Raw genomic sequence first — 21,413 nt, 5'->3', positions numbered from 1 at the left:
TGATTCGAGGACGTCCCCAAATCCCAGAACGCCCCCGGGAAACGCGCTGGGCCGCCACACTCCCAGCCCCCATACGGCACCGGTGCCAACGTGTGGCCATCCTCCGTCCCAAACCGATGGAACGCACACCGACCCACCCCACAGCGACTGTTCCCAGTGCAGACGCCGGTCCTGTAGCCCTCAGCCCCGGACCGAGAGTGACTCCGGAATCTCGACGGATACCGCGTATCACCGGTTTCTCCTGGAAGCGCCCGGGCCCAGCGAGGGAAGTGCGGATGTGACTCAGGTGATCAGGAGGGCGACTCCAGCTGTTGCCCCGGCAAGGGCAGCGCACCCCAGGCCCGCCCCGAGGACCGTCACCGGCGCGGTCAGGACAGCTCCGAGCTGACCGGCCCGACTCCCGCCATCGGTATTGGCTTGGGCGCTGTTGCGGGCCAGGAGGGGCACCAGCAGGGAACTCGCCGCATAGCACAGTGCGAGCACCGTGAACGCGGCCAGGAACGCCGTGCCGAAACCGGCGTCCGCCGCGGAGAGAACCCCGACGGCGGCGCTGGTCGCGACGAGCAGCAGAACCGCCAGGGGTGCCGCACCGAACAGGATCCGGGTTCGGGATCCGGACCGTGCCAGGCGGGGCAGTGCCAGTCCGAGGAGTGCGCAGAGCATGACTGCGCCCACGATGCCGAACAGGAGGACAGTGACCAGGAAACTCACCCGGCCATTGTCTCAGTCCCGGCTACGTACCCGGGACAGGGTCAGGCCGTCCCCGATGGTGAGTACCACCGTCTCCACCCGATCATCGGAGTGCACGTGCTCGTTGAAGGAATGGATGTAGGCGGCTGGGGAATCCGGGCTGTCCGGAGCGAGAACCTCTCCGCGCCACAGGGTGTTGTCCGCCAGGACGACACCACCCGCACGCATACGAGGCAGGAGCTCCTCCCAGTACGGGATGTAGTTCTCCTTGTCCGCATCGACAAAGGCCAGGTCGAAGGTCGGCTCGCCGGACAGCGAACGCAGTGTGTCCAGCGCGGGGGCAAGCCGTAGGCTGATGCGATCCCCAAGGCCGGCGCGCTGCCAGTATTGCTGGGCCACGGAGGTCCACTCCGGGCTGACATCGCAGGCCAGAACGGATCCGCCTGGTGCGATCCCCCGGGCGAGGCAGATCGTGGAATAGCCGGTGAAGGTGCCGATCTCCACCACGTCGCGGGCTCCCATGACCCGGGTGAGCATGGTCATGAACACACCCTGGTCCGCACCGATCTGCATACTGGTGCGGTCCGGGAAGAGACGCTGCGTCTCGGCAGCGAGTTCGGCCAGGAGACCATCCTCGGTCGTGCTGTGCGCCTGGGCGTACGTGTGTAGGTCCGGTGTGAGATTAAGGGCTGTGCGTGTCACGCATCTCAGCCTAGCGCTCCCCTCAGAGCATGGGCGGAACCGGAAGCGTGGCCCCGAGAGGGAAGTTGGGGCACAGCGCTGCGGAGCCGCTGGGTGTAGCCCTGCTGTGGTGCGTTGAGGACCCTCTCGGTCGGGCCCTCCTCGACGATTTCGCCGTGGTACATCACCATCGTGTGCATGCACAGCCGTTGCACCACGGCCAGGTCGTGCGAGATCAACAGGTAGGACAGTGCGTGCTCGCGCCGCAGTCGCTCGAAGAGGTCCAGGATCCGCGCCTGCACGGTGACATCCAGGGCACTGGTCGGCTCGTCCAGGATCATGATTTGTGGGCGCACAGCCAGGGCCCGCGCGATACCCACGCGTTGCCGCTGACCCCCCGACAGCTGGTGCGGAAACCGTTCCGCGTGCTCAGCCGTTAGGTCGACATCGGCGAGCAGCTCGCGAATCCGACCGGGGACCTGGGCGCGGGTCGCCATGCGGTGCGTGCGCAGGACCTCCGCGATCTGGGCGCCGATACGCATTCGCGGATTGAGCGCACCGTCCGGATCCTGGAGTACCACCTGTACCGCACGGCGGTAGCTGTCGGGCACCCGACGCCGGGGGAGTTCCTGCCCCGCGTAGTGGATGCTTCCGGAGCTGGGCTGGACGAACCCCAACAGGGCGCGACCGATCGTGGTCTTTCCCGATCCGCTCTCGCCGATCAGTCCGACTCCGTAGGGGCCTCGGGGAATGGTGAGGTCAACTCCCGACACCGCCACCGTCGAGCCGAACCGGACGGTCAGCCCCCGCGCCTCAAGCATCGTCGGTTCCTGCCCTTCCTGCCTCTGCTGGTCCCGGGGCCGGCCCCAGCTGCGGGACCGCATCGATGAGCTCTTCAGTGTAGGGATCGTTTGGGCTGGTCACCAGCTCCAGAGTGGGGCGGTCCTCGACGACACGGCCGTCGCGCATGACCACGATCCGGTCGCACAAGCCAGCGAGTGCCGCGAGATCGTGACTGACCATAAGGATGGACAAACCCTCTTCCGCACGTAGCCGCTCGAGAAGCTGGAGGATCTCGGCCTGCACCGTGACATCCAGAGCGCTGGTGGGTTCGTCCGCGATCAGAAAGCGGGCCCCCAGGGCCAGCGCCAGTGCGATAGCCACCCGCTGGAGCTGGCCGCCGGACAGCTGGTGCGGGTATCTGCGCAGGTGCTCCTTGGACAGGCGTACCCGCTCCAGCGCCGCCTCGGCCCGCTGCCGGGCCTGGGCACGGGTGTCGCCGTGCAGTCGCAACGCACGGGTGATGACCGTACCGACGCGGAGGAGGGGGTTGAAGGCACTGGCGGGGCTCTGCGGGATGAGTGCCATGGTGCCACCCCGAAGGCGGCGCAGCTCCCGCTCGGGAAGAGTCAGAAGTTCGCGGCCATCCAGCCGGATACTGCCGGTGAGCCACGCGCCCATCCGGGGGGTGAGCCCGAGAACACTCAGGCCGGTCAGGGACTTACCGGCTCCGCTTTCGCCAGCGAGTCCGACGATTTCGCCGTCCCCGACGGTCAGCGAGTCCAGGTACACCGTCGGGGTTGACCCGAAGGAAATCGTCAGCCCGGAGATGGCCAGGCGGCTATGGGGCGGCCCGGGGTTTCCGGTGCCGGTCGTGGAGGTGGGTTCGGTCATCACGTCGTCCCCCCGCTACCGGTGCTCGTGGTGTGCTTCGGGTCCAGGCGATCGCGAAGCCCGTCCCCCAGCAGGTAGAACAGGGCGGCCACGAACAGGATCGCCAACCCCGGGAAAGTGCCCATCCACCAGTGGGTGGAGAAGTGCGTGCGTGCTTGTTCCACCATCAGTCCCCAGTCAGGTGTTGGGGACTGGGCCCCCAGTCCCAGGAAGGACAGGGCTGCGACGGCCAGCAGGACGCTACCGAAGTCGGTGGAGGCCTGGACCATCAGGGAGGTGCGGGCGTTGGGCAGGACGTGTCGTAGCAGCACGCGGGTGTGGCTCAGCCCCAATGCTCGACATGCCTCGATATGTTTACGTCCCATCACGGAAAGCACCTCCCCGCGGATAATGCGGGTGTACCACGGCCACCAGGTCACACTGAGGGCGATGGTCGCTCCGATGAGGCCGGGATTCAGCGCACTGGCCAGGGCGAGGGCCAACAGCAGGCCGGGTACGGCAAGAAACACGTCAGTGACGCGCATCAGTCCTTCGTCCCACCAGCCTCCGATATAGCCGGCCAGCAGGCCGATCACGATACCGATCACCAGCGAGATGCAGACCACCGCGACCGAGACGACGAGTCCGAAGCGGGTGCCGTAGACCACCCGGGAGAAGACATCGCGCCCCAGGTGGTCGGTGCCGAACCAGTGGTCACTCGATGGCGGTATATAGGAGCGGTCGGGTGCGGTGTTGCCGAGCGCGTCCTCTGGGTACGGGGCGATCCAGGGGGCGAACACACCGACCAGTGCGACCAGGATCAACAGGACGATTGTTACCGCGAGTACGGGGGAGCGGCGCGCCTCGGCGAGCACGCGCGTGGGTAGCGGCGGGTGCGTGGGGCTTGTAGTGGTCACCGTAGCCTGATCCGAGGGTCGAGTGCTGCGTGCAGAAGGTCGACCGCGAGGTTCGCGGCGAGGTAGCACAGCGCTACCAGAAGCGTGACGCCGACGATCGCGGGAATGTCCTGGACCTTGGCGGCTGCCGCCGCGTAGTTGCCCAGGCCCGGATAGGTGAACACCGACTCCACGAGGAAGGTGTTGACCAGTGAGGAGCCGAAGATCAGGGCGCTGACCTGAAGCACCGGGTTCCATGCGGAGCGCAGGGCGAATCTCCCCAACACTGCGCTTTCGGAGAAGCCCAGGGCCCGGGTGAGCTGGATGTGCCCCTCACCGAGCGTGTCGAGTACGTTCGCGCGCACGATCCTGGTGACGATGGCGAAGGGGTAGGCGGCCACGACGATGGCTGGCAGGATCAGATGCTCCAACGAGCTGAGGAACATCGGCCAGTTGCCGGTGATCAGGCTGTCGACCACGGGAGCGCCCGTGACCTCGCTCAGGGGGTACGCGTTCTCCACTGAACGGTCATAGATCCCGTTGATCGGGAGCCAGCCCAGGTTGGAGGAGAACAGCAGTTGGAGCATCAGGGCCAGCCAGAACACCGGCATCGCGGCCCCGAGTAGACCACCCAGGCGGATCCCGAAGTCCGGGAGTCGGTTGTGGCAGTGCGCGGCCAGCAGCCCTGCGGGTACACCCAGGAGCACGCCCAGGAACAGCCCGGCGAAGACCAGCTGGAAGGTGTTCGGGAGCAGGATGGACAGGTCCTCCAGCACCGGACGGTGCGTGCGTACCGACACGCCCCAGTCACCGCGGAGAACCCCCCAGATGTAGGTGACGAACTGTTCGGGAACGGGGGCGTCCAGACCGAGCTCCTCGCGGATGCGTTCCCGCTGTTCGGGGCCGGCGCGTGGTCCGGCCCACGCTCCGGCCGGGTCTCCGGGAACGATCCGGCCGATGGCGAAGGTCAGCAGAACCACGCCGAGGCTGACAAAACCCGCCAGCCCGATACGTCGCAGGGTGTAGGCGATCACAGGTTTGTTTCCGTGCCAGGTTGTATGGGCGAGGGTGGTGGTCGCTTCCCCAGACTGGGGGAGACGACCGGTCCGGGGTCAGCTGGGATGCCGTCTGCCCACTCACATGGCCGAGCCGTGCACCGAACCGGTCCCGGCCGTTGCCCGCCGGTGCTGGAGGGTCGATGGTTCAGTGTGATCGGCCGTCCTGGAAGTGGGAACGTCCGCTGCTGTGGCCCCGCATCGCCGTGTGCGGGTCGGACGGTCTCCATCCGGGAGGCGATGCATCGCGCAATCGTGTGAAGTGCTGGGGTGGAATGGTGGCTGATGTGGGACCTGGAACTCCTCCTCGGTCGGGAATGGCGAATCTGCCAGGGGCTGGCGGCGGGTACGGCCGGCTGCCTGTTGACAGCCCCAGGCCTGCGGCACGTCCGGCCATCGTTCCAGCGTGGCAGAGCCGCTCGTACCTGGACCAGCGGTAGGTGAACGACCGGAGGCCGGGTGGAGATCACCCGGCGCGATTCTATCGGAATCCGGCAAACGTGCGAATTGTGGCATCAGGTAATTCCGTACTCACGAGTTACCTTCGGACGTAGACAGGACATGTCGGATCCAGACGTTCGGTTCCACGTATACGGCGTAGTCCTCGTCCGGGTTGACCTGGACCAGGCTCAGCGCACCGGGGACTTCGACCGGACCAGCAGTATCGAAAGGCAGTTCGGTCCACTCCCGCCATCGATCCAGGCGGGCGGTGACCACCATCGCCGCCGGAGCGATACCCACCGTCTGCCCCCCGAGACGGGCATGAACGCGCATCCACGGATCGGCGGGCAGCCCATCGGGGCGCGTGCGGGCGATGTAGCTGGCCATGGGGATCCTGGGCTCCTGTGCCTTGAGCGGGGGGCGGAGGGGAACAACCAGGGAGGTGAAGCCGAGTTCGCGAGCCCGGTCTCGCATGGCCGAGACCATGGTGGCAGCCAGGTTGTGCCCACGGAGTTCGGGATGGATCGCCACCGCAAGGGCCGCGAGCGTATCGGGCGTGTAGCCGTACAGGCGGTCGTAGGTGTTCCAGCGGACCACACCATCCCAGCCGTCGTCGGGCAGTGGAGCACACGTGCCGTCCTCCCGCCGACGCATACGGAAGGGAAGCATGGCCGCCAGGGCCACCGGATGCTCATCGTCATCGGGCAGCGTTGCGGTCAGGGCGTATTCGGCGAAGTCCCGGCTGCCATCTGGTTTACGGAGGAAGTCGCGATATGGGTCTCCTTGGAGGAAGTCAGGGAAACCGGAGGCGAAGCGGCGCGAGTCGTCGAGGAGGTGGGGGCGTTCGGAGCCGGGTGTGATCACGAGGTTCATGGTTGACTAGCACTAGCATTGCGGCGGGGCCGACCCTCGACGGGGTCGGCCCCGCACCGGCGTCAGTCGCCGGCTGGACCTACGGGCCGGCTTTCGCGGTCCCCGTGGCCCGGGCAGCCCGCGGTCCAGCCCCGCAGACCTACTGATGGTCAGGGGCGTTCGAGGTCGTGGACGTGCACGACGTGTGCGTACAACGGGTTGTCTACGTATCCGTCGATATCACTGTGCATTACCCGCCGGTAGGAAACCTCCCCCAGCGGGACGGCGGGAAGATCCTCAAGGATGATCGCCTCCATCTGCGCGTATTCTTCCAGGGCCTCCTCCTCAGAGGTGGCGGTCAGCTCCCCGATGCCCGCGATCATGTCATCTAGGTCCGGATTGGAGTAGTAGCTGGTGTTCGCGAAGGGCTCCTCCTCTGTCTGGAAGAGCGTCTCGTACCACGAGCTGGCGTCAGGCATGTCCGGCCACCAGTTGACCAGTCGAAGGTCCTGACGTTCGTCCGGATCCTCGCTTTGCGCGCGCTCCAGATTGGCTTCGTGGGGGAGCCCCACAACGTCGAGTTCGATGTTGATATCCGAAAGTTGATCCTGGAGCAGCGGTGCGATGATGTCTTGGATCTCATTGTCCTCGGTATAGGTGAGCTCCAGTTCCAGGATGTCGGCGTCGAGGTCGTATCCCGCGTCCTCCATCAGCGTCTCGGCCGCATCCGGGTCGTAGCTTGGCAGTTCGCTGTGCTCACCACCACCGAAGACCCCGTCCGGGGCGAGGCCGCTGGGTGGGACGAGGTCTCCATCGCTGCTCTCGGAGAAGGCATTGCGATTCAATGCGTGGGCGATGGCCGCGCGGACCTGTGGATCGTCCAGCGGTTCGACCTCGGTGTTCATGTTCAGGAACATGTTCTGGAACGATGCGGTTTCCAGGATGTCTAGGTCCTCCGCATTGGTGAGCTCATCGGCCAACGGCTGGGGCAGTGACTCCACGAAGTGGGCCTCGCCCTGTTCCACCAACCGGGCACGGGTCACGGCTTCCTCGACCACCCGGAACTCGACCCCATCAAAGTGGCTGTCTTCCCAGCCGCCCCAGTAGTCATCGAATGCCTCCAGGGTGACCTCGTATTCCGCATTGGTCTGGTAATCGGTGACGGTGTAGGGGCCAGTCCCGTAACTTTCCCCCGTGTAGGCGTCAGCGCCCGACTCTGTTCCGTCCTCCGGGATCTCGTAGATCGACGCGCCGTAGGCACTGGCCGAGATCAGGTCGAGGGGAGCCGGATAGTCCAGCTGAAACCGCACGGTGTGCTCGTCGGCTACGTCAATCTCGTCGACGGAGCTCCACAGGTAGGCCGGCCCTCCGTCCACGTCAACGGTGCGCTCGATGGCTGCCTTGACCGACTCGGCGGTGAGCGGTTCCCCAGAATGGAAAGTGACATCGTCCCGCAGCTCGAACGTCCACTCCAGGCCATCGTCACTGGTCGCCCAGGTCTCGGCCAGCAGTGGCTCGATCTCCTCGGTCTCCGAGTTGTAGTACGTGAGAGTCTCGTAGGTGTTGCGTAGGACCTTGGGCTCTCCGGAGTATGCAAGGGCGGGATCCCACTCGATCATCATGTTTCCGGAGACGAGGTGCTGGAAGGTGGCATCGTCTCTAGCGTCGCCACCCGGAGCGCCACAGGCGGTGGCGAGTAGGGCCCCGGCACATGTGGTGGCCAGGAGTGGTATCCGTCGGAGACGGGGTCGCTTCATTGCGACGTGTGGGGAGGAAGTGCGGTCAGCGGAGGTCATCCGTGCCCTTTCAGCGGCTCGGTAAGTCCGGTACTGCGGATCCACCAGGGAGTTGTGGGCCGCGGGGTGCCCGGAGGTGTGCTCCCCGCGTGCGGTGGATACGCGTGATCAGGAACGCCAGTACGAGATAAATGGCGAAATGTCCTGCATGAGCCAGATTAACGAAGTCGTCCGCTGAAAGTAGGTGAGAGGGGAGGTGCGCGTGAAGAAATGTCCGTTCTGTTATCTGTGGGATATGGAGAATTCATGTAGTCATATATTCATATGCTCGTATATTGATTTAGTCATCCTATGATCTGACTAATATGTGGTCGGGGTTCCGGTGTCGGAGAGGTGTTGGGTCAGGGGAGTAGGTCTGGCCAGGGGAACAGGTAGATCGAGTAGAGGATGACGGCGATGGTGAGCAGCGGGGTCACCAGGTACTGCTCGACCGTTCCGTTGGTGCTGAACCCGATGTTGTTGCCGACACGATAGGTGTTGATCGGCCAGAACAGCGGACATCCCATGTGTGTGAGGATGTCGCCGAGAAAGTGGAGGAGGCAGCCGAAGGCGACCGCGAGCCCCATCCAGGCGTAGTCCACCCCCGCCGAGTAGAGGGCGAGGACGATTCCGGCTGTGACCAGTGCGTTGATGACCTCGGAGGCGGTCTGGTTCTTGGGAACGCCGAGGCCGAGGCCACGTAGGGCGATCCCGATCATCAGGAACACGAAGATCTGTACGGCCAGTTCGTTGACCAAGGCCAGCGCACCCGCCCCCACGCCCGCCAGGGCCGCGAAGAACAGAGAGTGCGTGCCGTTTCGATGTCCACCGAAGGCCCAGTTGATGACACGGCTCAGTGTCCGGGTCACAATGCCGTACGTCTGGGTGATCGTCGCGCTACGGTGGTCCAGGTCAGGCAAGAGTGCGGATCCCGCGCAGACGAGTGCGCCGGCCACGATCTCTCCGGGCCCGAGCTGGATCGAGATTCCGGCCAGCTCCGTGTCCTGGACGAGCGGAACCGCTGCCATCCATCCTGCCGCCCCACTGAGGGCGTGCGTATGCCCCATCATGGCACAGAACCCTACGGTCGGCGGGGTTTACGGGCGAATCGGAGATGGCGGGGCCGGTGCGTAACAGAAGTGTGGAGTTCCGTTGACGTCCCCGGAGGGCGGTGATAAACACCGAAAATACGAGTACTGAAGAAAGTTTTCTTCAGAGTCCCCCCAGAGAGGGCGAGGCCGATGCCCCACAACACGGTTTCCGTGGCCGTACCCCGGCACCGGGTCCTACCTCGATTCCTTGCCTCGGTCACCGCGCTGGCGATCGCGGCGATCGGGCTACCCGTGAAGGTCGCCGCCAGCGCGGACGGCGCGGACGATTCCGCGGACACACGGCTGACCATCGCCGTGTCGCAGACCATCGACACCTGGAACCCCTTCGTGACCCCCTACCTGTTGTCCACCTCGGTCAACCGGCTCGTTTATCACTTCCTGACCACCTACGATCCCGAGACCGACGAGGTGATCGGGGCCCTGGCGGAGGACTGGGAGGTCTCCGCAGACGAACGCACCTGGACCTACCACATCCGCCAGGACCTGGAGTGGAGCGACGGTGAGCCCGTGACGGCCCACGACGCCGCGTTCACGTTCACCACGATCATGGAGGAAGAGACGGCGGCCATCGCCAACGGGGACCAGGTCGAGAACTTCGACCGCGTCACCGCCGTGGACGATCACACCCTCGAAATCGAGATCGACGAGCCACAGGTCATCATGGAACACCTGTCCGTTCCGATCGTCCCCGAGCACGTCTGGTCCGGTCAGGAGGACTTCGGGGAGCTTCCCGAGGTGGACGGCTCTGCCTACCCCATCATCGGAAGTGGCCCCTTCGAGCTGGTGGAGTACGAGACGGAGAACTTCGCCCGACTGGAGGCCAACGACGGCTACTGGCGGGAGGAGGGCCCGAACTTCGACGAGATCGTTCTGGAGTGGTTTGCGGACAAGGACGCCGAGATTGAGGCACTGCGGGCCGGGGACGTCGATTTCGTGGAAGGATTGGCGCCCGCTCAGGTAGAGGCGCTCCGGGAGGAACCCAATATCGAGGTCAACGATGGTATTGGCCGCCGCTGGGAGGGTTTCACCATCAACCCGGGAGCCGAGACCACCGGGGGTGAGCCCGTGGGCGACGGTCATCCCGCCCTGACCGACGAGACGCTGCGCCAGGCCATCATGTACGCGATCGACAAGGATCAGGTGGTCGAGCGCTCCTACGGCGGACACGCCATCCCAGCCGAGGGCTACATTCCCGAGCGGTATGCCGACTACCACTGGGTCCCTGACGACGACACCCGGATCGACCACGACCCCGAGCACGCCAACGCGATGCTGGACGATGCCGGCTACGAGCTGGGGGACGACGGAGTGCGTGTCTCTCCGAACGGGGATCCTCTCGAACTCCGGATGCACGTCCACGCCGACGATCCCCGCCGCGTCACCACAGGTGAACACATGGAGGAATGGCTGGCCGACATCGGGATTGACGTGGCCGGCCACTACGTGGACCCCGGACAGATCGGAGAACAACTCGACGCCGGCGAGTACGATCTCATCTTCACCGGTTGGTCAGTGAACCCGGACCCGAGCCCGGTACTCAATATTCACCGGTGCGACACGCGTCCCGACGAACCCGGAGGTGACCGCAGCAGCGACTCCTGGTTCTGTGACGAAGAGTACGACGATCTGTACGATCAGCAGATCGCCGAGTACGACGAGGACCGGCGGGTCGAGCTCGTCGCCGAGATGCAGGAGATCCTCTATACCTCGGCTGTGGTCAACGTGATCGCCTACTCCAACTCCCTGGAGGCCTATCGCACCGACCGGGTCGCCGGGATGCAGCCCCAGCCCGACCCGGGGGGACAGTTGTGGGGGCAGGACGGCTACTGGAGCTGGCTGACCGCCGAACCCGTGACAGCCCACGAGCAGCAACGAACCTCCCCCACAATGCTGGCGGGAATCGGTGCCGCAGTACTCGTGGTGCTGGTGGGAATCGGCCTGCTGATGTGGCGACGCCGTGCGGCAACGATGGAGGATCGCGAATGACATCGGCGGGGCAGAGGTGAGGGAGACAGCCCCATCCGCGTCGGCGGCCGCCGACGAGTCCGGCGGCGGCCGCGTCCTTCGTGCCGCCCGTTACGTCGCCGGCCGCGTCGTCAGTGCGTTGGTGTCGCTGTTCGCCGTGATGGTCACCGGATTCTTCCTGTTTCGACTGTTGCCCGGAGATCCGGTACGGGCCATGACCGGGGACCAGCCCATCGGTGCGGAACAGATCGCGGCGATGCGGCGAGAGTTCGGACTGGATCAACCGCTGTGGCAACAGTTTCTGGACTACTGTCTCAACGTGCTGCGTTTCGATCTCGGTGACTCCTTCCTGTACCGCGCTCCCGTTGCCGAGCTGATCGCCGAGCGCCTCTGGGCCACGATCCTGCTCGCCGGGACCGCGACGGTGATTGCCGCGATCCTGGGCCTGTGGCTGGGCGCACACTCCGGCTGGCGCAACGGGGAACGCGTCGACCGGATCAACACCGGAATCGCCCTGACGCTGTGGTCGGTCCCCACGTTCTGGCTGGGCCTGCTTCTGATCACCGTGTTCGCCGGTGGGCTGGGGCCGCTACCCAGCATGTTCCCCACCCGAGGTATGGGAGGTACCGACACAGTGGGGATGCTGCCCACCGTGCTGGACGTCGCCCATCACATGGTGCTCCCCGTCACCACCATGGTCGCGGTGATCTATGCCCAGTACCTGATGATCATGCGTTCCTCACTGCTGGACGAGAAGGGCAACGACTACCTCCTCACCGCCCGGGCAAAGGGACTCCGGGACGCACTGGTACGGAGGCAACACGCCGTCCCCAACGCGTTGCTCCCCACGGTGACCCTGATCTTTCTGAATCTGGGGCAGGTTGTGGCGGGCTCGATCCTGGTCGAAACCGTGTTCTCCTGGCCGGGGTTGGGCCGACTGTTCTACGAGGGGCTCGCAGTTCCCGACCTACCGCTTGTCCAAGGAATGTTCCTGTTCTTCTCAGCCTCGGTCATTCTGATGAACCTGCTTGCTGACCTGGTGTATCCCGTCCTCGACCCACGGGTGCGCGGATGAGCCGGGACCTGCCCGCCCGTCGGCCCCGTGCCCTGGCTTGGCAGCGACGGAGGAGGGCGCTCGCCGAGTTCTGGGTGGAATTCCGCGCCAACCGTGCGGGTGTGGTCGGACTGGGGGCCCTGCTTGCCATAGGTCTGATCGCCCTGGGCGCGCCGCTCCTGATCGACACCGACGAACTGAGCGTGACCCGTGCCACGGGACCGATCCTGGATCCGCCCAGCCTGTCCTACCCCCTCGGGACCGACGACGCTGGGCGTTCGGTCCTGGATCTGGTGATCTGGGGAGCGCGAGTCTCGCTGACTGTCGGCTTCCTGGCCACCCTGGTTTCGGTGACGGTGGGTTCCCTGGTGGGGATCGTGGCCGGCCACTTCGGCGGCTGGGTGGCCAACGTGCTCATGCGTGTCACCGACTGGTTCATCGTCGTGCCGATGCTCGTTTTGGCCATAGCCTTGGCCGCGGTGTTGAGCCGGAGCACGCTCACCATCGTCATCGCGATCGGACTGACCGCCTGGCCGCCGACGGCCCGCGTTGTTCGGGCGCAGACCCTGGCCGTCGAAGCCAGACCCTACATCGAACGTGCGCGGGCACTGGGAGCTGGACACGTTCACATCATGACCCGGCACGTGCTGCCCAACGTCATGCCACTGGTCCTGGCACAGACCACCCTGTTGGTGGCCAGCGCCATCATCGCTGAGTCCACCCTGGCCTTCCTGGGGCTGGGCGACCCGACCGTGGTGTCCTGGGGTGGGATCATCCAGGATGCACGGGGTGCAGGTGCGGTGAGTGCGGGACTGTGGTGGTACGTGCTCCCGCCGGGGATCGCGATTGCCGCGGTTGCACTGTCGTTCACCCTGTGCGGCCGTGCACTTGAGCGGGTGCTGAACCCGAGGCTGCGGGAGCGGTGATGAGTGGGCTTGTGATCCGAAACCTGTGTGTCACCTATGGCTCGGGTGACCGGAGCGTGCCTGCGGTTCGGGGGGTCGACGTCGACGTTTTGCCCGGGGCGACCGTCGGTGTGGCCGGAGAGTCCGGGTGCGGGAAATCCACGGTTGCGCTCGCGGTTCTGCGGCTGCTTCCCCGTACGGCGCAGATCACCGGCCAGCTTCAGATCGAGGACGAAGACGTCCTGACGATGCGTTGGGGACGACTGCGGGCCGTGCGCTGGGCCGGAGCCTCGATCGTGTTCCAGGGGGCGATGCACTCGTTGAACCCCGTACACCGCGTCGGCGACCAGATCGCCGAGCCGATCCTGCTGCACGCGTCGCCCCCCGGGGGCGCTGGTTCGACACGGACCCGTGTGGACACACTGCTGGAGCAGGTTGGGCTAGCTCGGCAGCACGCCCGCTCCTATCCTCACGAGTTGTCCGGCGGGCAGCGGCAACGTGTCATGATCGCCATGGCTTTGGCCTGCGATCCTCGCATTATCGTCGCAGACGAGCCGACCACGGCGCTGGATGTCATGATCCAGGCGCAGATACTGCGACTGTTGGGTCGCCTGGTGCGGGAGCACGGGATCGGCCTGATGATGATCAGTCACGACCTGTCTGTGTTGGCGCACACGTGCGATCGACTCATGGTCATGTACGCGGGGAGGGTCGTCGAGGAAGGGCCGGCCCAGGAGGTGTTCCGCGCCCCCCGCCACCCCTACAGTGTGGGTCTCCGTGCGGCGTTCCCCACGATCGGTGACCCTGGTGCCCGTCGCCGCCCGCACGGGCTGCCCGGTGATCCCCCCGACCCCGCGGCGCTTCCCACCGGGTGTTCCTTCCGCCCCAGATGCGATGTCTCCGAGGGACGGTGTGCCACGGTGGACCCGGTCCTGTGGCCAGTCCCGGATGTACACACCGGACCGCGGGCCGCCGCATGCGTGCGGGTGCTGTCCCCGACACCGGAACCTGAACACGGGAACGTGGTAGAGGAGACGGATACACTGTGAATGCACACGGTGACACCGCCCCGGGCGACGGCGGTTCGGGGGCGGCGGCCCACATGGTCGAGCAGGAGGCCGGGCTGCGTGCCGTGGACCTCGCCACCGTCTTTCCCGGGCGGCTGGGCCGGCCCGCGGCCGTGGCCGTGGACCGGGTGAATCTCGACGTGCACACGGGAGAGATCGTGGCACTGGTGGGCGAGTCAGGCTCCGGCAAGACGACACTGGCTCGCACCCTGCTCGGTTTGGAACGGCCTACCCGTGGCCGGGTACGGTTCGACGGCCGGCCGTTGGCCTACTCGATGCGGGCACTGCGTGCCTATCGTCGACGCGTGCAGCTGGTACTCCAGGACCCGACCGGTTCACTGAACCCTCGACACACGGTCTACGAGGCGGTGGCCGAGGGGCTGCGGATCCACTATGGCACCCGCCCCGACGAACAGGAGCTGGTGGCCGACGCGCTGGCCTACGCAGGGCTACGGCCCCCGGAACGCATGTTCCTGCGCTACCCACACGAGCTGTCGGGCGGGCAGCGTCAACGGGTTGTGATCGCCGGAGCACTGGTACTGGAGCCCGAGATCATTGTGGCGGACGAGCCGGTTGCGTCTCTGGACGCCTCGGTCCGCGGCGAGATTCTTGCACTCCTGCTGCGTCTGAGAGACGAACTCGCACTGTCCGCCCTGGTGGTAACCCACGATCTCGGGTTGGCCTGGAACATCGCGGATCGGGTGGCGGTGATGTACCTGGGACGCATCGTGGAGATCGGCGAGGTCGACACGGTCCTGACCGCGGCCCGACACCCCTACACCCAGGCACTGCTCTCGGTTCTCCCGGAGTCCCCGGCGACGACACCGACGGTTCTCTCGGGTGAGCCGCCTGACCCTGCCCGGATTCCCGCGGGGTGCCGATTCCATCCCCGCTGTCCCATCCTGGAGTCAGGACGGGCGGAACGTGCCGGTGTCGCCGAACGGTGTCGGACCGAGGATCCACCCGTCCTCGACGGTGCGGGCGGCCACCAGGTGGCCTGCCACTGGGCCCACGCCGTCAGCTAGGGCCTGCCTTGTGGAGTTAGGAGCGAGGTTGGGCCTGGCCTGGGACGCTCCTCCCGCACCCTGCCCGCACTCCCGTTGGCCATCGTGCGGGTGAGGGCGCCCAGCCCCGACGCCGCCGGCGGCAGCGGCCTCGGAGACCGCATCTACCACTACGACCGACTGCACAGGAACCAACGACTTCGAACACCGGCCCGGCCGATCTGCCTATGACGGGGCTCACCGGTTGGCGTTCTGTAGCGTTCCCTCGACCTGCGAACCGTCCAGTTCGAAGGCGAGGCACACGAGATCGCGATCGTTGACCCGGTCCCAGGACTGTTCGGTTGGGGTTAGATGGTCAAACTCGATCACGGAGGTCTCGTAGTCGTTCCCGATAAAGGGGGCGAACTCCGTGTAGCAGAATTCGTCGGCCTCGGTCGCTATGTGCTGGTCACCGGGATAAGGGCCATCCGGTAGCTCCCGCACCGCATAAACCTCGAAGAAGTGCGGATCCTCGCAGTGGACAAGTTCGATGTCGGAGATTTCCCCTTGTAGATTCTGATCGGCGATGCAGTCACCAACGTCCAGATTCAACACGTCGGACTGGGCGGCGAGTAGGCCGCAGCCGGTCATGGTGACTATCGCCGCGGCCGCAGCGGCGAGAGTGGCGACAGGAGTGCGACCAACGGGAAAGGGTCGACACCGGGAGTATGGGGATGGCATGTGAACGCTCCAGGGGGATGTCTGATATGTCCGAGACAACATAGCGCCGGTCCCGTGTCGTGTCGACGTGTGACTCATGGTCGCGGTCGCAGGCTGGGAACCCCGACCCGATCAGAGGGATGCCCCATCCACGCTCAGGACCGGCGGTGTGGCTCGCGCGTTCAGCTCGGCCACTGCCCCCACGGGGACCGTGTGCGTGCTCGGCCCGTGCCCGAACCCCAACTCCACGGCGATCGGAACCCCCAGGTCGCCCAGTCGTTCGCGCAGCATCTCCTGAATGACTCCAGTGTCCGGCCAGCACTCGTTCCAGGAGCCGACAGCCACCCCGGCGACCCCGTCCAGCCAGCCCGACTGGCGTAGCTGGGTCAGCATCCGGTCCAACCGGTAGCAGTCCTCCGCTACATCCTCCAGAATCAGGATGCCGCCGGCCACGTTCGGCGGAGCGAACGGAGTCCCCACTGTTGCGGCCAACAGGGACAGGCAGCCGCCCACGGTCACCCCTCGGGCCTGTCCGGACCTGAGGACCGACGCCTGACTCGACGTCACGTCCATGCGGTCCTGGGGGCGGAACAGGGCCCGGTACAGCCCGTCCTGGGTCGACGGGTCCGTGCCGAACGCCGTGGTGGCAACCATCGGGGCGTGTAGGCTGGCCAGACCCAGGCGGGTACCCACGGCTTGCAGCAGCGCCGTGATATCGCTGTAGCCGGCCAGGATCTTCGGTGGCACCGAGCGCAGCTTGGCCCAGTCCAGTCGTTCCAGGACCCGGGTCGCGCCGTACCCACCCCGGGCGCATAGGAGTGCCGCGACGTCGGGATCCGTCCAGGCGCGCTGGAGGTCGGCGGCACGGTCGACGTCGCTTCCGGCGAGATAGTCGAATCTGGAGTGGCGATGCAGAACGTGGGGCGCAACCGTGACCCGCAGCCCCCAGGACTCCAACACTGCGACCCCCGCGTCCAGCCGGTCCCGGGGCACGGGGCCGGCCGGGGCGACCACCGCCACCTGATCGCCCGCCACGAGAGGGCGGGGCCGACGGAGGGGACGTAGGCCGGCCTGGCCCGTACGGTCTGAATCGGCTCGGCGCCGGCTCACTGGTCGAACTCCAGCGCCGCGATGTCCGTGCGGTCGAATCCGAAGACCCGGCAGTACAGACCCAGCTCGGACTCCAATGCCGCGACGATCGTCTCGGAGCGGCGAAAACCGTGCTGCTCTCCCGAAAAGGCGCGGTAGGCGTGGGGGAGTGCGCGGTCGCGGATTCGCTCCAGGAAACGTTCGCACTGCACCGGCGGGCAGATCCGATCGTCCAGTCCTTGCAGTAGCAGGAACGGCGCGGAGATGCGGTCGGTCTGGTTCACCGGGGACCGGGCTGCATAGCGGTCGCGGGTGTCCGGCCAGGGGCCCACGAGGCTCTCCAGGTACTGGGATTCGAAGTCGTGGGTTTCTCCCGTCCGCCAGCCCACCAGGTCCAGGATCGGGAACTTGATGGTTGCGCAGGCGAAGGTGTCCGTTCCAGCCAGGGCAGCGGCACTCGTCCAGCCACCGGCGCTGCCGCCCCGAATGGCCAGGCGCTGCGGATCGGCCCCCTGTGCTACCAGGGCCTGGGCTACGGTGACACAGTCCGCGACATCGACCAGCCCCCAGTTGTGGCGAAGGCGTTCCCGGTAATCGCGTCCGTGACCTGTTGATCCGCCATAGTTCACCTCGGCAACCCCGATGCCCCGGCTCGTGAAAAAGGCGATCTCCAAGTTGCGCACCACCGGAGCCCGTCCCGTGGGGCCCCCGTGCACGAAAAGAACGTAGGGCGGTCGTTCGGTCTCGGGCGCGCAGACATCGGGATTGTGCGGGGGGTAGACGGTGGCATGGACCGGTTGGCCGGAGGCGTCGGTGACGGTCCGTGTCTCGGGGCGGGGCAGATGGTCACCAGGGGCGGCGGCCTCCCGCACAGATCGGTTGAGTACGCGCCAGGTGCCCTCCACCGGTGCGACCTCAACGAGTTCGCTGGGGCGGTCTGGGGCGGCGGCCACCCCCACGATCCGGCCGGGGGCGGGACCCGCAACCGTGAGTTTGCCGAACCACTCCGTGTGGGGGGTATCCACGTCGACCAGCTGGCCCGAGTTTGGGTTCAGCCGGCCCAGGGACATGGCCGCACGTCCGTGTGTGGCAACGAGGTCTCCCGACGGTAGGGGAAGGAACCAGGTGCTTCCCGGCTGCCACAGTGCCCCACCGAACTCTTCCTCCCGCTGGCACAGGTTCACCGCGTCCAAGGGTGGCTCGTCGGTCTCGGGGATCCGTTGTCGATGAATGTTCCACCAGCCGTCGGGGTCGGCGCAGTAATAGAGCGTGTCCCGACTGGCCCACTCGACCTGAACGATCGACTGGTTCGGTGCTGCGGCCACACGGCGTACGTTGGTGATGGTTCGGTGGTGGCCCGCAGCGATGTCCCCGACCCAGAGGGTGGTGGTGTCCCAGGGCATGTCCGGATGATTCCACCCCAGCCACGCCAGGTGTCGCCCGTCGGGAGACACGCGGGGGCAGGCCAGGAAGTGGTCACCGTCCACCAGGACCCGGATGGCCTGCGGGTCGTCCGCGGCGCTCCCGTCCAGAGGAATCGCGACGATGTCCCGGGACACGTCGGTGGGGTCGTCACTGTGATGCACTTCACGGATACACCACACGTCGTCATACTCCGGCTCGACGTCCAGATGAGCCGACAGGCCGGACGGCTCCGACTCGGCCCGGGCGCCACGGGACGGCAGCTCCGGGACGATCGGTTCCACATACCGCAGCCCCGCGTGGCGGTCCGGAGCAGGGGTCAGGGGAGTCGGGGACGGCCCGGCACGCGACACCATCTCCTCCGGGTGGCGCACCAGTCCCGGCTCCATGCGGTACATGCGCTGGTCGCTGAACTCCACGAACACGGCCAGCGGGCCATCCAGCCGACTCACCACGGTGTAGGGGCGTCCACCGTACTCGTTGACGCGGCTGCGTATGTTCCACGGTGCCCCCAACAGATCCTCGGCGGGACCCGCACCCTCATCCAGCCAGACCCGACACAGCGTGACCCGGCCGTCCTCCGCGGGGCGAGGCTCGGTCCACCACACCTCCTCCGCGAGTCCCTGGGGCCAGTTCGGTGTCGTTTCGCCCGCAGCGACGGTGGCCGCGTCGATGGGGGAAGGCCAGGTGCCGTAGGGAAGCCGGGTGGGCACGATGGGAAACTCCTCTGTCGATTCTGTCGATGGTCGGGACGGGGACCTTGGCCGTCGCGTCACGCCACGGTACGAAGAAACCGGTCCAGGACTCGGACGCCGAATTGCAGCGCAGTCACCGGGACACGCTCGTCCACCCCGTGCACCAGGCCCCGCTGGTCGAACCACGAGGGAAATCCCAAGGGAACGAATCCGTATCCGGTAATGCCCAGTGGTGCGAAGTGCTTGGCGTCCGTTCCTCCCGACAGACACACGGGAACCACGTGGGCCTGCGGATCCTGGCTGTGTACCGCCGCACGCATCGCGGCGAAGGTGGCGGTGTCCACGGGCGATTCCACGGGTGTGGACCGGTGGGCGAACTCCCAGTCCACCCTCGGGCCGGTGAGCTGGTCCAGAGTGGCGCGAAATTCTGCGTCGGTCCCGGGGACGACCCGGCCGTCCACACCGGCGTGGGCACGCTGCGGGATGACGTTGAGCTTGTCCCCAGCGGCCAGCATGGTGGGATTGGTGCTGTTGCGCACGGTGGGGCCCAGAAGCTCGGCTGCGGGGCCCATTCGGTCGAGTACGCCGTCGAGGTCGCGCTGTGCGTCGAAGTTCGCGCTGGCCACGTCCGCCGACATGCCCAGTGCGGCAGAGATTGCGTGTAGGGACGAGCGGGTGGTGTCCGTGAGGCGAACCGGCCATGAGTGGGCTGCGATCCGCGTGACAGCCGCGGCCAGTGCACTGACCGCGTTGCTCGAATCGACCCGGTCGCTCGCCTCGGCGGGTTCATGGCCCGCCCCGGGGGCGGAATCATGCGTGCGGACGTTCCGGAAAGGTGGCCTCATGCGGGAACCATGCCCCGCCTGTCCGTATGCGGTGAGGTGTAGCCAGGCCGTGCCGCGCTCGCCCGCCCCGATCGGGTACAACCGAACCGGTGCGCCCTGGAGGTCATGGGCGTGGTAGGTGTGGCCCCCGGACTCGCCGATTGCGTCGCTGACCTTGGCGAATTCCGCGGAGTGCTCGCGGGCCAGCCAGGCCGCACCATAGGCGGCGCTATCCTCCTCGTCGGCCGTGAACGCTAGCACGAGGCTGCGTTGTGGCCGCGTTCCGGTGCGGTGCCAGTGGCGAAGCGTGGCCAGGGTCATAGCCAGCGCCTGTTTCATGTCCAGGGCGCCGCGTCCCCACACCAGGTCCGCCTCGATGGCACCGGCGAACGGGGGGACACTCCACAGCGCCGATTCGGCGGGTACGACGTCGAGGTGCCCGTGGACGAGGAGGGCCGGCCGGTCCGGGTCCGTGCCGTGCACGCGTGCCAGGACGTTGGCGCGGCCTGGCGCCGATTCCAGGATCCTTGGATTCAGTCCGGCATCGGTGAGTTGCTCGGCCACATATTCTGCGGCGGGACGCTCCCAGCCATGGCCCTGGCCGTGATTGGTGGTGTCGATCCGGATCAGTTCGCTGGTAATCCGAACGACCTCGGTGTCCAGCAGCTGGAGGGACTGTTCGCACTGGGTGTGGTCAACCAAAGCGATGCTCCATCGCGGTCGCGGCCAGGGTGGTGACCACTTTGAAGCAGCGCACCATCTCGTGGGCGGTGGGGGCCGTGTAGCGAATCCGCCGCTCGGAGGTCCGTTCGACAGTGGGGATCATGGCCACAGTCGCGGCCAGGTGGGTGGCGTCCAGTTCGATTTCGACGGTGTGGGGGCCTGTGGACCTGGGGGTGAGCCGTCCGGCACCGTCCATCGCCCCGGCTGCGGTCTTTCGGATAGACGCCGCGGTCGTGGCCGGTGGACGGCACACGGCGGCGTACCGGGAAACACAGTCTTTGACCGCAACCGTTGCTGCGTGTGGAGCGTAGCTGGCCGCGTCCGCGCAGGCCCGGTCGTCCCCGGTGACCATCAGCACCGGAACCCCGTACTCGGCAGCGACCGCAGCGTTCAACCGTCCCTCACTTGCGGGCGCACCATCCAGCCACACCCCCGTGATGGAGTTGGGCAGGTAGGTGTGGGCGAGGACACCCTCCGCCCCGGCCCCGGCGTGATAGCCGAGGAAGACCACCCCCGCTACGTCTGCGGACTGGATCCCCTCCACCATGGTCAGGTCCTTGTGGCGTCCGGTGAGCATGGTGGCCCGGGAGTCCAACTCCTCCAGGAGGAGATTGCGCATGGTGGAGTGGGCTTCGTTGACCAGGATTTCGTCGGCGCCGCCCTCGTGTAGGCCGGCGATCGCGGCGTTGACGTCAGAGGTGAACATCGGCCGGCACCGTTGCCACTCGGGCGTTCCCGGTTCGACGTCTGCGGGCCAGGTGGTGCCCGTTGCCCCCTCCATATCGGCAGAGATGAGGATTCGCACAGTATC

General features: G+C 66.5%; 19 protein-coding genes. 5 read left to right on the top strand and 14 right to left on the bottom strand.

Translation table 11 applies throughout. From position 1 onward, the window contains the following. Window positions 1-282 precede the first annotated feature (282 nt). From RIF23_RS04510 to RIF23_RS04470, 9 genes are all read right to left on the bottom strand, one after another. Window positions 283-711: a hypothetical protein gene (locus RIF23_RS04510; protein ID WP_310911025.1), complete on the bottom strand. Its 429-nt coding sequence runs from the start codon at window positions 709-711 to the stop codon at window positions 283-285. 12 nt (window positions 712-723) lie between these two features. Beyond that, window positions 724-1,392 (bottom strand): O-methyltransferase, encoded by a 669-nt coding sequence (locus RIF23_RS04505; RefSeq protein ID WP_310911024.1) that lies wholly within the window; start codon window positions 1,390-1,392, stop codon window positions 724-726. A gap of 5 nt (window positions 1,393-1,397) precedes the next feature. Then, window positions 1,398-2,192 (bottom strand): ABC transporter ATP-binding protein, encoded by a 795-nt coding sequence (locus RIF23_RS04500; RefSeq protein ID WP_310911023.1) that lies wholly within the window; start codon window positions 2,190-2,192, stop codon window positions 1,398-1,400. Beyond that, on the bottom strand, window positions 2,185-3,045 hold the full coding sequence (locus RIF23_RS04495) for an ABC transporter ATP-binding protein (RefSeq protein ID WP_310911022.1): 861 nt from the start codon (window positions 3,043-3,045) through the stop codon (window positions 2,185-2,187). Before RIF23_RS04495 ends, RIF23_RS04500 begins: the two co-directional genes overlap by 8 nt. After that, complete coding sequence (locus RIF23_RS04490) at window positions 3,045-3,941, bottom strand: ABC transporter permease (protein WP_310911021.1); 897 nt, start codon at window positions 3,939-3,941, stop codon at window positions 3,045-3,047. The genes RIF23_RS04495 and RIF23_RS04490 overlap by 1 nt, the downstream gene beginning before the upstream one ends. Further along, window positions 3,938-4,954, bottom strand: a complete 1,017-nt coding sequence (locus tag RIF23_RS04485) for an ABC transporter permease (RefSeq protein WP_310911020.1) — start codon at window positions 4,952-4,954, stop codon at window positions 3,938-3,940. Before RIF23_RS04485 ends, RIF23_RS04490 begins: the two co-directional genes overlap by 4 nt. A gap of 552 nt (window positions 4,955-5,506) precedes the next feature. After that, on the bottom strand, window positions 5,507-6,289 hold the full coding sequence (locus RIF23_RS04480) for a GNAT family N-acetyltransferase (protein ID WP_310911019.1): 783 nt from the start codon (window positions 6,287-6,289) through the stop codon (window positions 5,507-5,509). Window positions 6,290-6,438: 149 nt separating this feature from the next. Continuing rightward, window positions 6,439-8,064 (bottom strand): ABC transporter substrate-binding protein, encoded by a 1,626-nt coding sequence (locus tag RIF23_RS04475; protein WP_310911018.1) that lies wholly within the window; start codon window positions 8,062-8,064, stop codon window positions 6,439-6,441. Window positions 8,065-8,405: 341 nt separating this feature from the next. Further along, window positions 8,406-9,113 carry a metal-dependent hydrolase gene (locus RIF23_RS04470; protein WP_310911017.1) on the bottom strand — a complete coding sequence of 236 codons (708 nt, stop codon included), beginning with the start codon at window positions 9,111-9,113 and terminating at the stop codon, window positions 8,406-8,408. A 171-nt stretch (window positions 9,114-9,284) separates the two neighbouring features. On the opposite strand from RIF23_RS04470, the gene RIF23_RS04465 reads away from it, so the two are divergent. From RIF23_RS04465 to RIF23_RS04445, 5 genes are read left to right on the top strand one after another with little or no spacing between them, the layout of a single operon-like run. Beyond that, complete coding sequence (locus RIF23_RS04465; RefSeq protein WP_310911016.1) at window positions 9,285-11,141, top strand: ABC transporter substrate-binding protein; 1,857 nt, start codon at window positions 9,285-9,287, stop codon at window positions 11,139-11,141. Window positions 11,142-11,157: 16 nt separating this feature from the next. Then, a complete protein-coding gene (locus RIF23_RS04460; RefSeq protein ID WP_310911015.1) occupies window positions 11,158-12,195 on the top strand; it encodes an ABC transporter permease in 1,038 nt (345 codons plus the stop codon). Beyond that, window positions 12,192-13,100, top strand: a complete 909-nt coding sequence (locus RIF23_RS04455) for an ABC transporter permease (RefSeq protein WP_310911014.1) — start codon at window positions 12,192-12,194, stop codon at window positions 13,098-13,100. The genes RIF23_RS04460 and RIF23_RS04455 overlap by 4 nt, the downstream gene beginning before the upstream one ends. Next, window positions 13,100-14,128, top strand: a complete 1,029-nt coding sequence (locus RIF23_RS04450; protein ID WP_310911013.1) for an ABC transporter ATP-binding protein — start codon at window positions 13,100-13,102, stop codon at window positions 14,126-14,128. Before RIF23_RS04455 ends, RIF23_RS04450 begins: the two co-directional genes overlap by 1 nt. 53 nt (window positions 14,129-14,181) lie before the next feature. Further along, window positions 14,182-15,171 carry an ABC transporter ATP-binding protein gene (locus RIF23_RS04445; RefSeq protein ID WP_310911260.1) on the top strand — a complete coding sequence of 330 codons (990 nt, stop codon included), beginning with the start codon at window positions 14,182-14,184 and terminating at the stop codon, window positions 15,169-15,171. Window positions 15,172-15,387: 216 nt separating this feature from the next. Here RIF23_RS04445 and RIF23_RS04440 read toward each other — a convergent pair whose 3' ends face one another. The 5 genes from RIF23_RS04440 to RIF23_RS04420 form a co-directional block, all read right to left on the bottom strand. After that, window positions 15,388-15,870 carry a septum formation family protein gene (locus RIF23_RS04440; protein ID WP_310911012.1) on the bottom strand — a complete coding sequence of 161 codons (483 nt, stop codon included), beginning with the start codon at window positions 15,868-15,870 and terminating at the stop codon, window positions 15,388-15,390. A 111-nt stretch (window positions 15,871-15,981) separates the two neighbouring features. Beyond that, window positions 15,982-16,959 carry a S66 peptidase family protein gene (locus RIF23_RS04435; protein WP_310911011.1) on the bottom strand — a complete coding sequence of 326 codons (978 nt, stop codon included), beginning with the start codon at window positions 16,957-16,959 and terminating at the stop codon, window positions 15,982-15,984. Further along, on the bottom strand, window positions 16,956-19,073 hold the full coding sequence (locus RIF23_RS04430; protein WP_310911010.1) for a prolyl oligopeptidase family serine peptidase: 2,118 nt from the start codon (window positions 19,071-19,073) through the stop codon (window positions 16,956-16,958). The genes RIF23_RS04435 and RIF23_RS04430 overlap by 4 nt, the downstream gene beginning before the upstream one ends. Window positions 19,074-19,132: 59 nt before the next feature. Next, a complete protein-coding gene (locus RIF23_RS04425; RefSeq protein WP_310911009.1) occupies window positions 19,133-20,581 on the bottom strand; it encodes a M20/M25/M40 family metallo-hydrolase in 1,449 nt (482 codons plus the stop codon). Next, complete coding sequence (locus tag RIF23_RS04420) at window positions 20,574-21,407, bottom strand: M55 family metallopeptidase (RefSeq protein ID WP_310911008.1); 834 nt, start codon at window positions 21,405-21,407, stop codon at window positions 20,574-20,576. The genes RIF23_RS04425 and RIF23_RS04420 overlap by 8 nt, the downstream gene beginning before the upstream one ends. Window positions 21,408-21,413: the final 6 nt, after the last annotated feature.

The organism is Lipingzhangella rawalii, from assembly GCF_031628175.1.
GTDB classification, from domain to species: domain Bacteria; phylum Actinomycetota; class Actinomycetes; order Streptosporangiales; family Streptosporangiaceae; genus Lipingzhangella_A; species Lipingzhangella_A rawalii.
Note: the sequence above shows the minus strand (reverse complement) of the source record. Positions and strands in the feature narration are given on the sequence as shown.

Coding starts and splice junctions, on each gene's coding strand:
- RIF23_RS04500 (WP_310911023.1), bottom strand. CDS start 2,192: ATGCTTGAGGCGCGGGGGCTGACCGTCCGGTTCGGCTCGACGGTGGCG.
- RIF23_RS04495 (WP_310911022.1), bottom strand. CDS start 3,045: ATGACCGAACCCACCTCCACGACCGGCACCGGAAACCCCGGGCCGCCC.
- RIF23_RS04480 (WP_310911019.1), bottom strand. CDS start 6,289: ATGAACCTCGTGATCACACCCGGCTCCGAACGCCCCCACCTCCTCGAC.
- RIF23_RS04475 (WP_310911018.1), bottom strand. CDS start 8,064: ATGACCTCCGCTGACCGCACTTCCTCCCCACACGTCGCAATGAAGCGA.
- RIF23_RS04470 (WP_310911017.1), bottom strand. CDS start 9,113: ATGATGGGGCATACGCACGCCCTCAGTGGGGCGGCAGGATGGATGGCA.
- RIF23_RS04465 (WP_310911016.1), top strand. CDS start 9,285: ATGCCCCACAACACGGTTTCCGTGGCCGTACCCCGGCACCGGGTCCTA.
- RIF23_RS04455 (WP_310911014.1), top strand. CDS start 12,192: ATGAGCCGGGACCTGCCCGCCCGTCGGCCCCGTGCCCTGGCTTGGCAG.
- RIF23_RS04450 (WP_310911013.1), top strand. CDS start 13,100: ATGAGTGGGCTTGTGATCCGAAACCTGTGTGTCACCTATGGCTCGGGT.
- RIF23_RS04445 (WP_310911260.1), top strand. CDS start 14,182: ATGGTCGAGCAGGAGGCCGGGCTGCGTGCCGTGGACCTCGCCACCGTC.
- RIF23_RS04440 (WP_310911012.1), bottom strand. CDS start 15,870: ATGCCATCCCCATACTCCCGGTGTCGACCCTTTCCCGTTGGTCGCACT.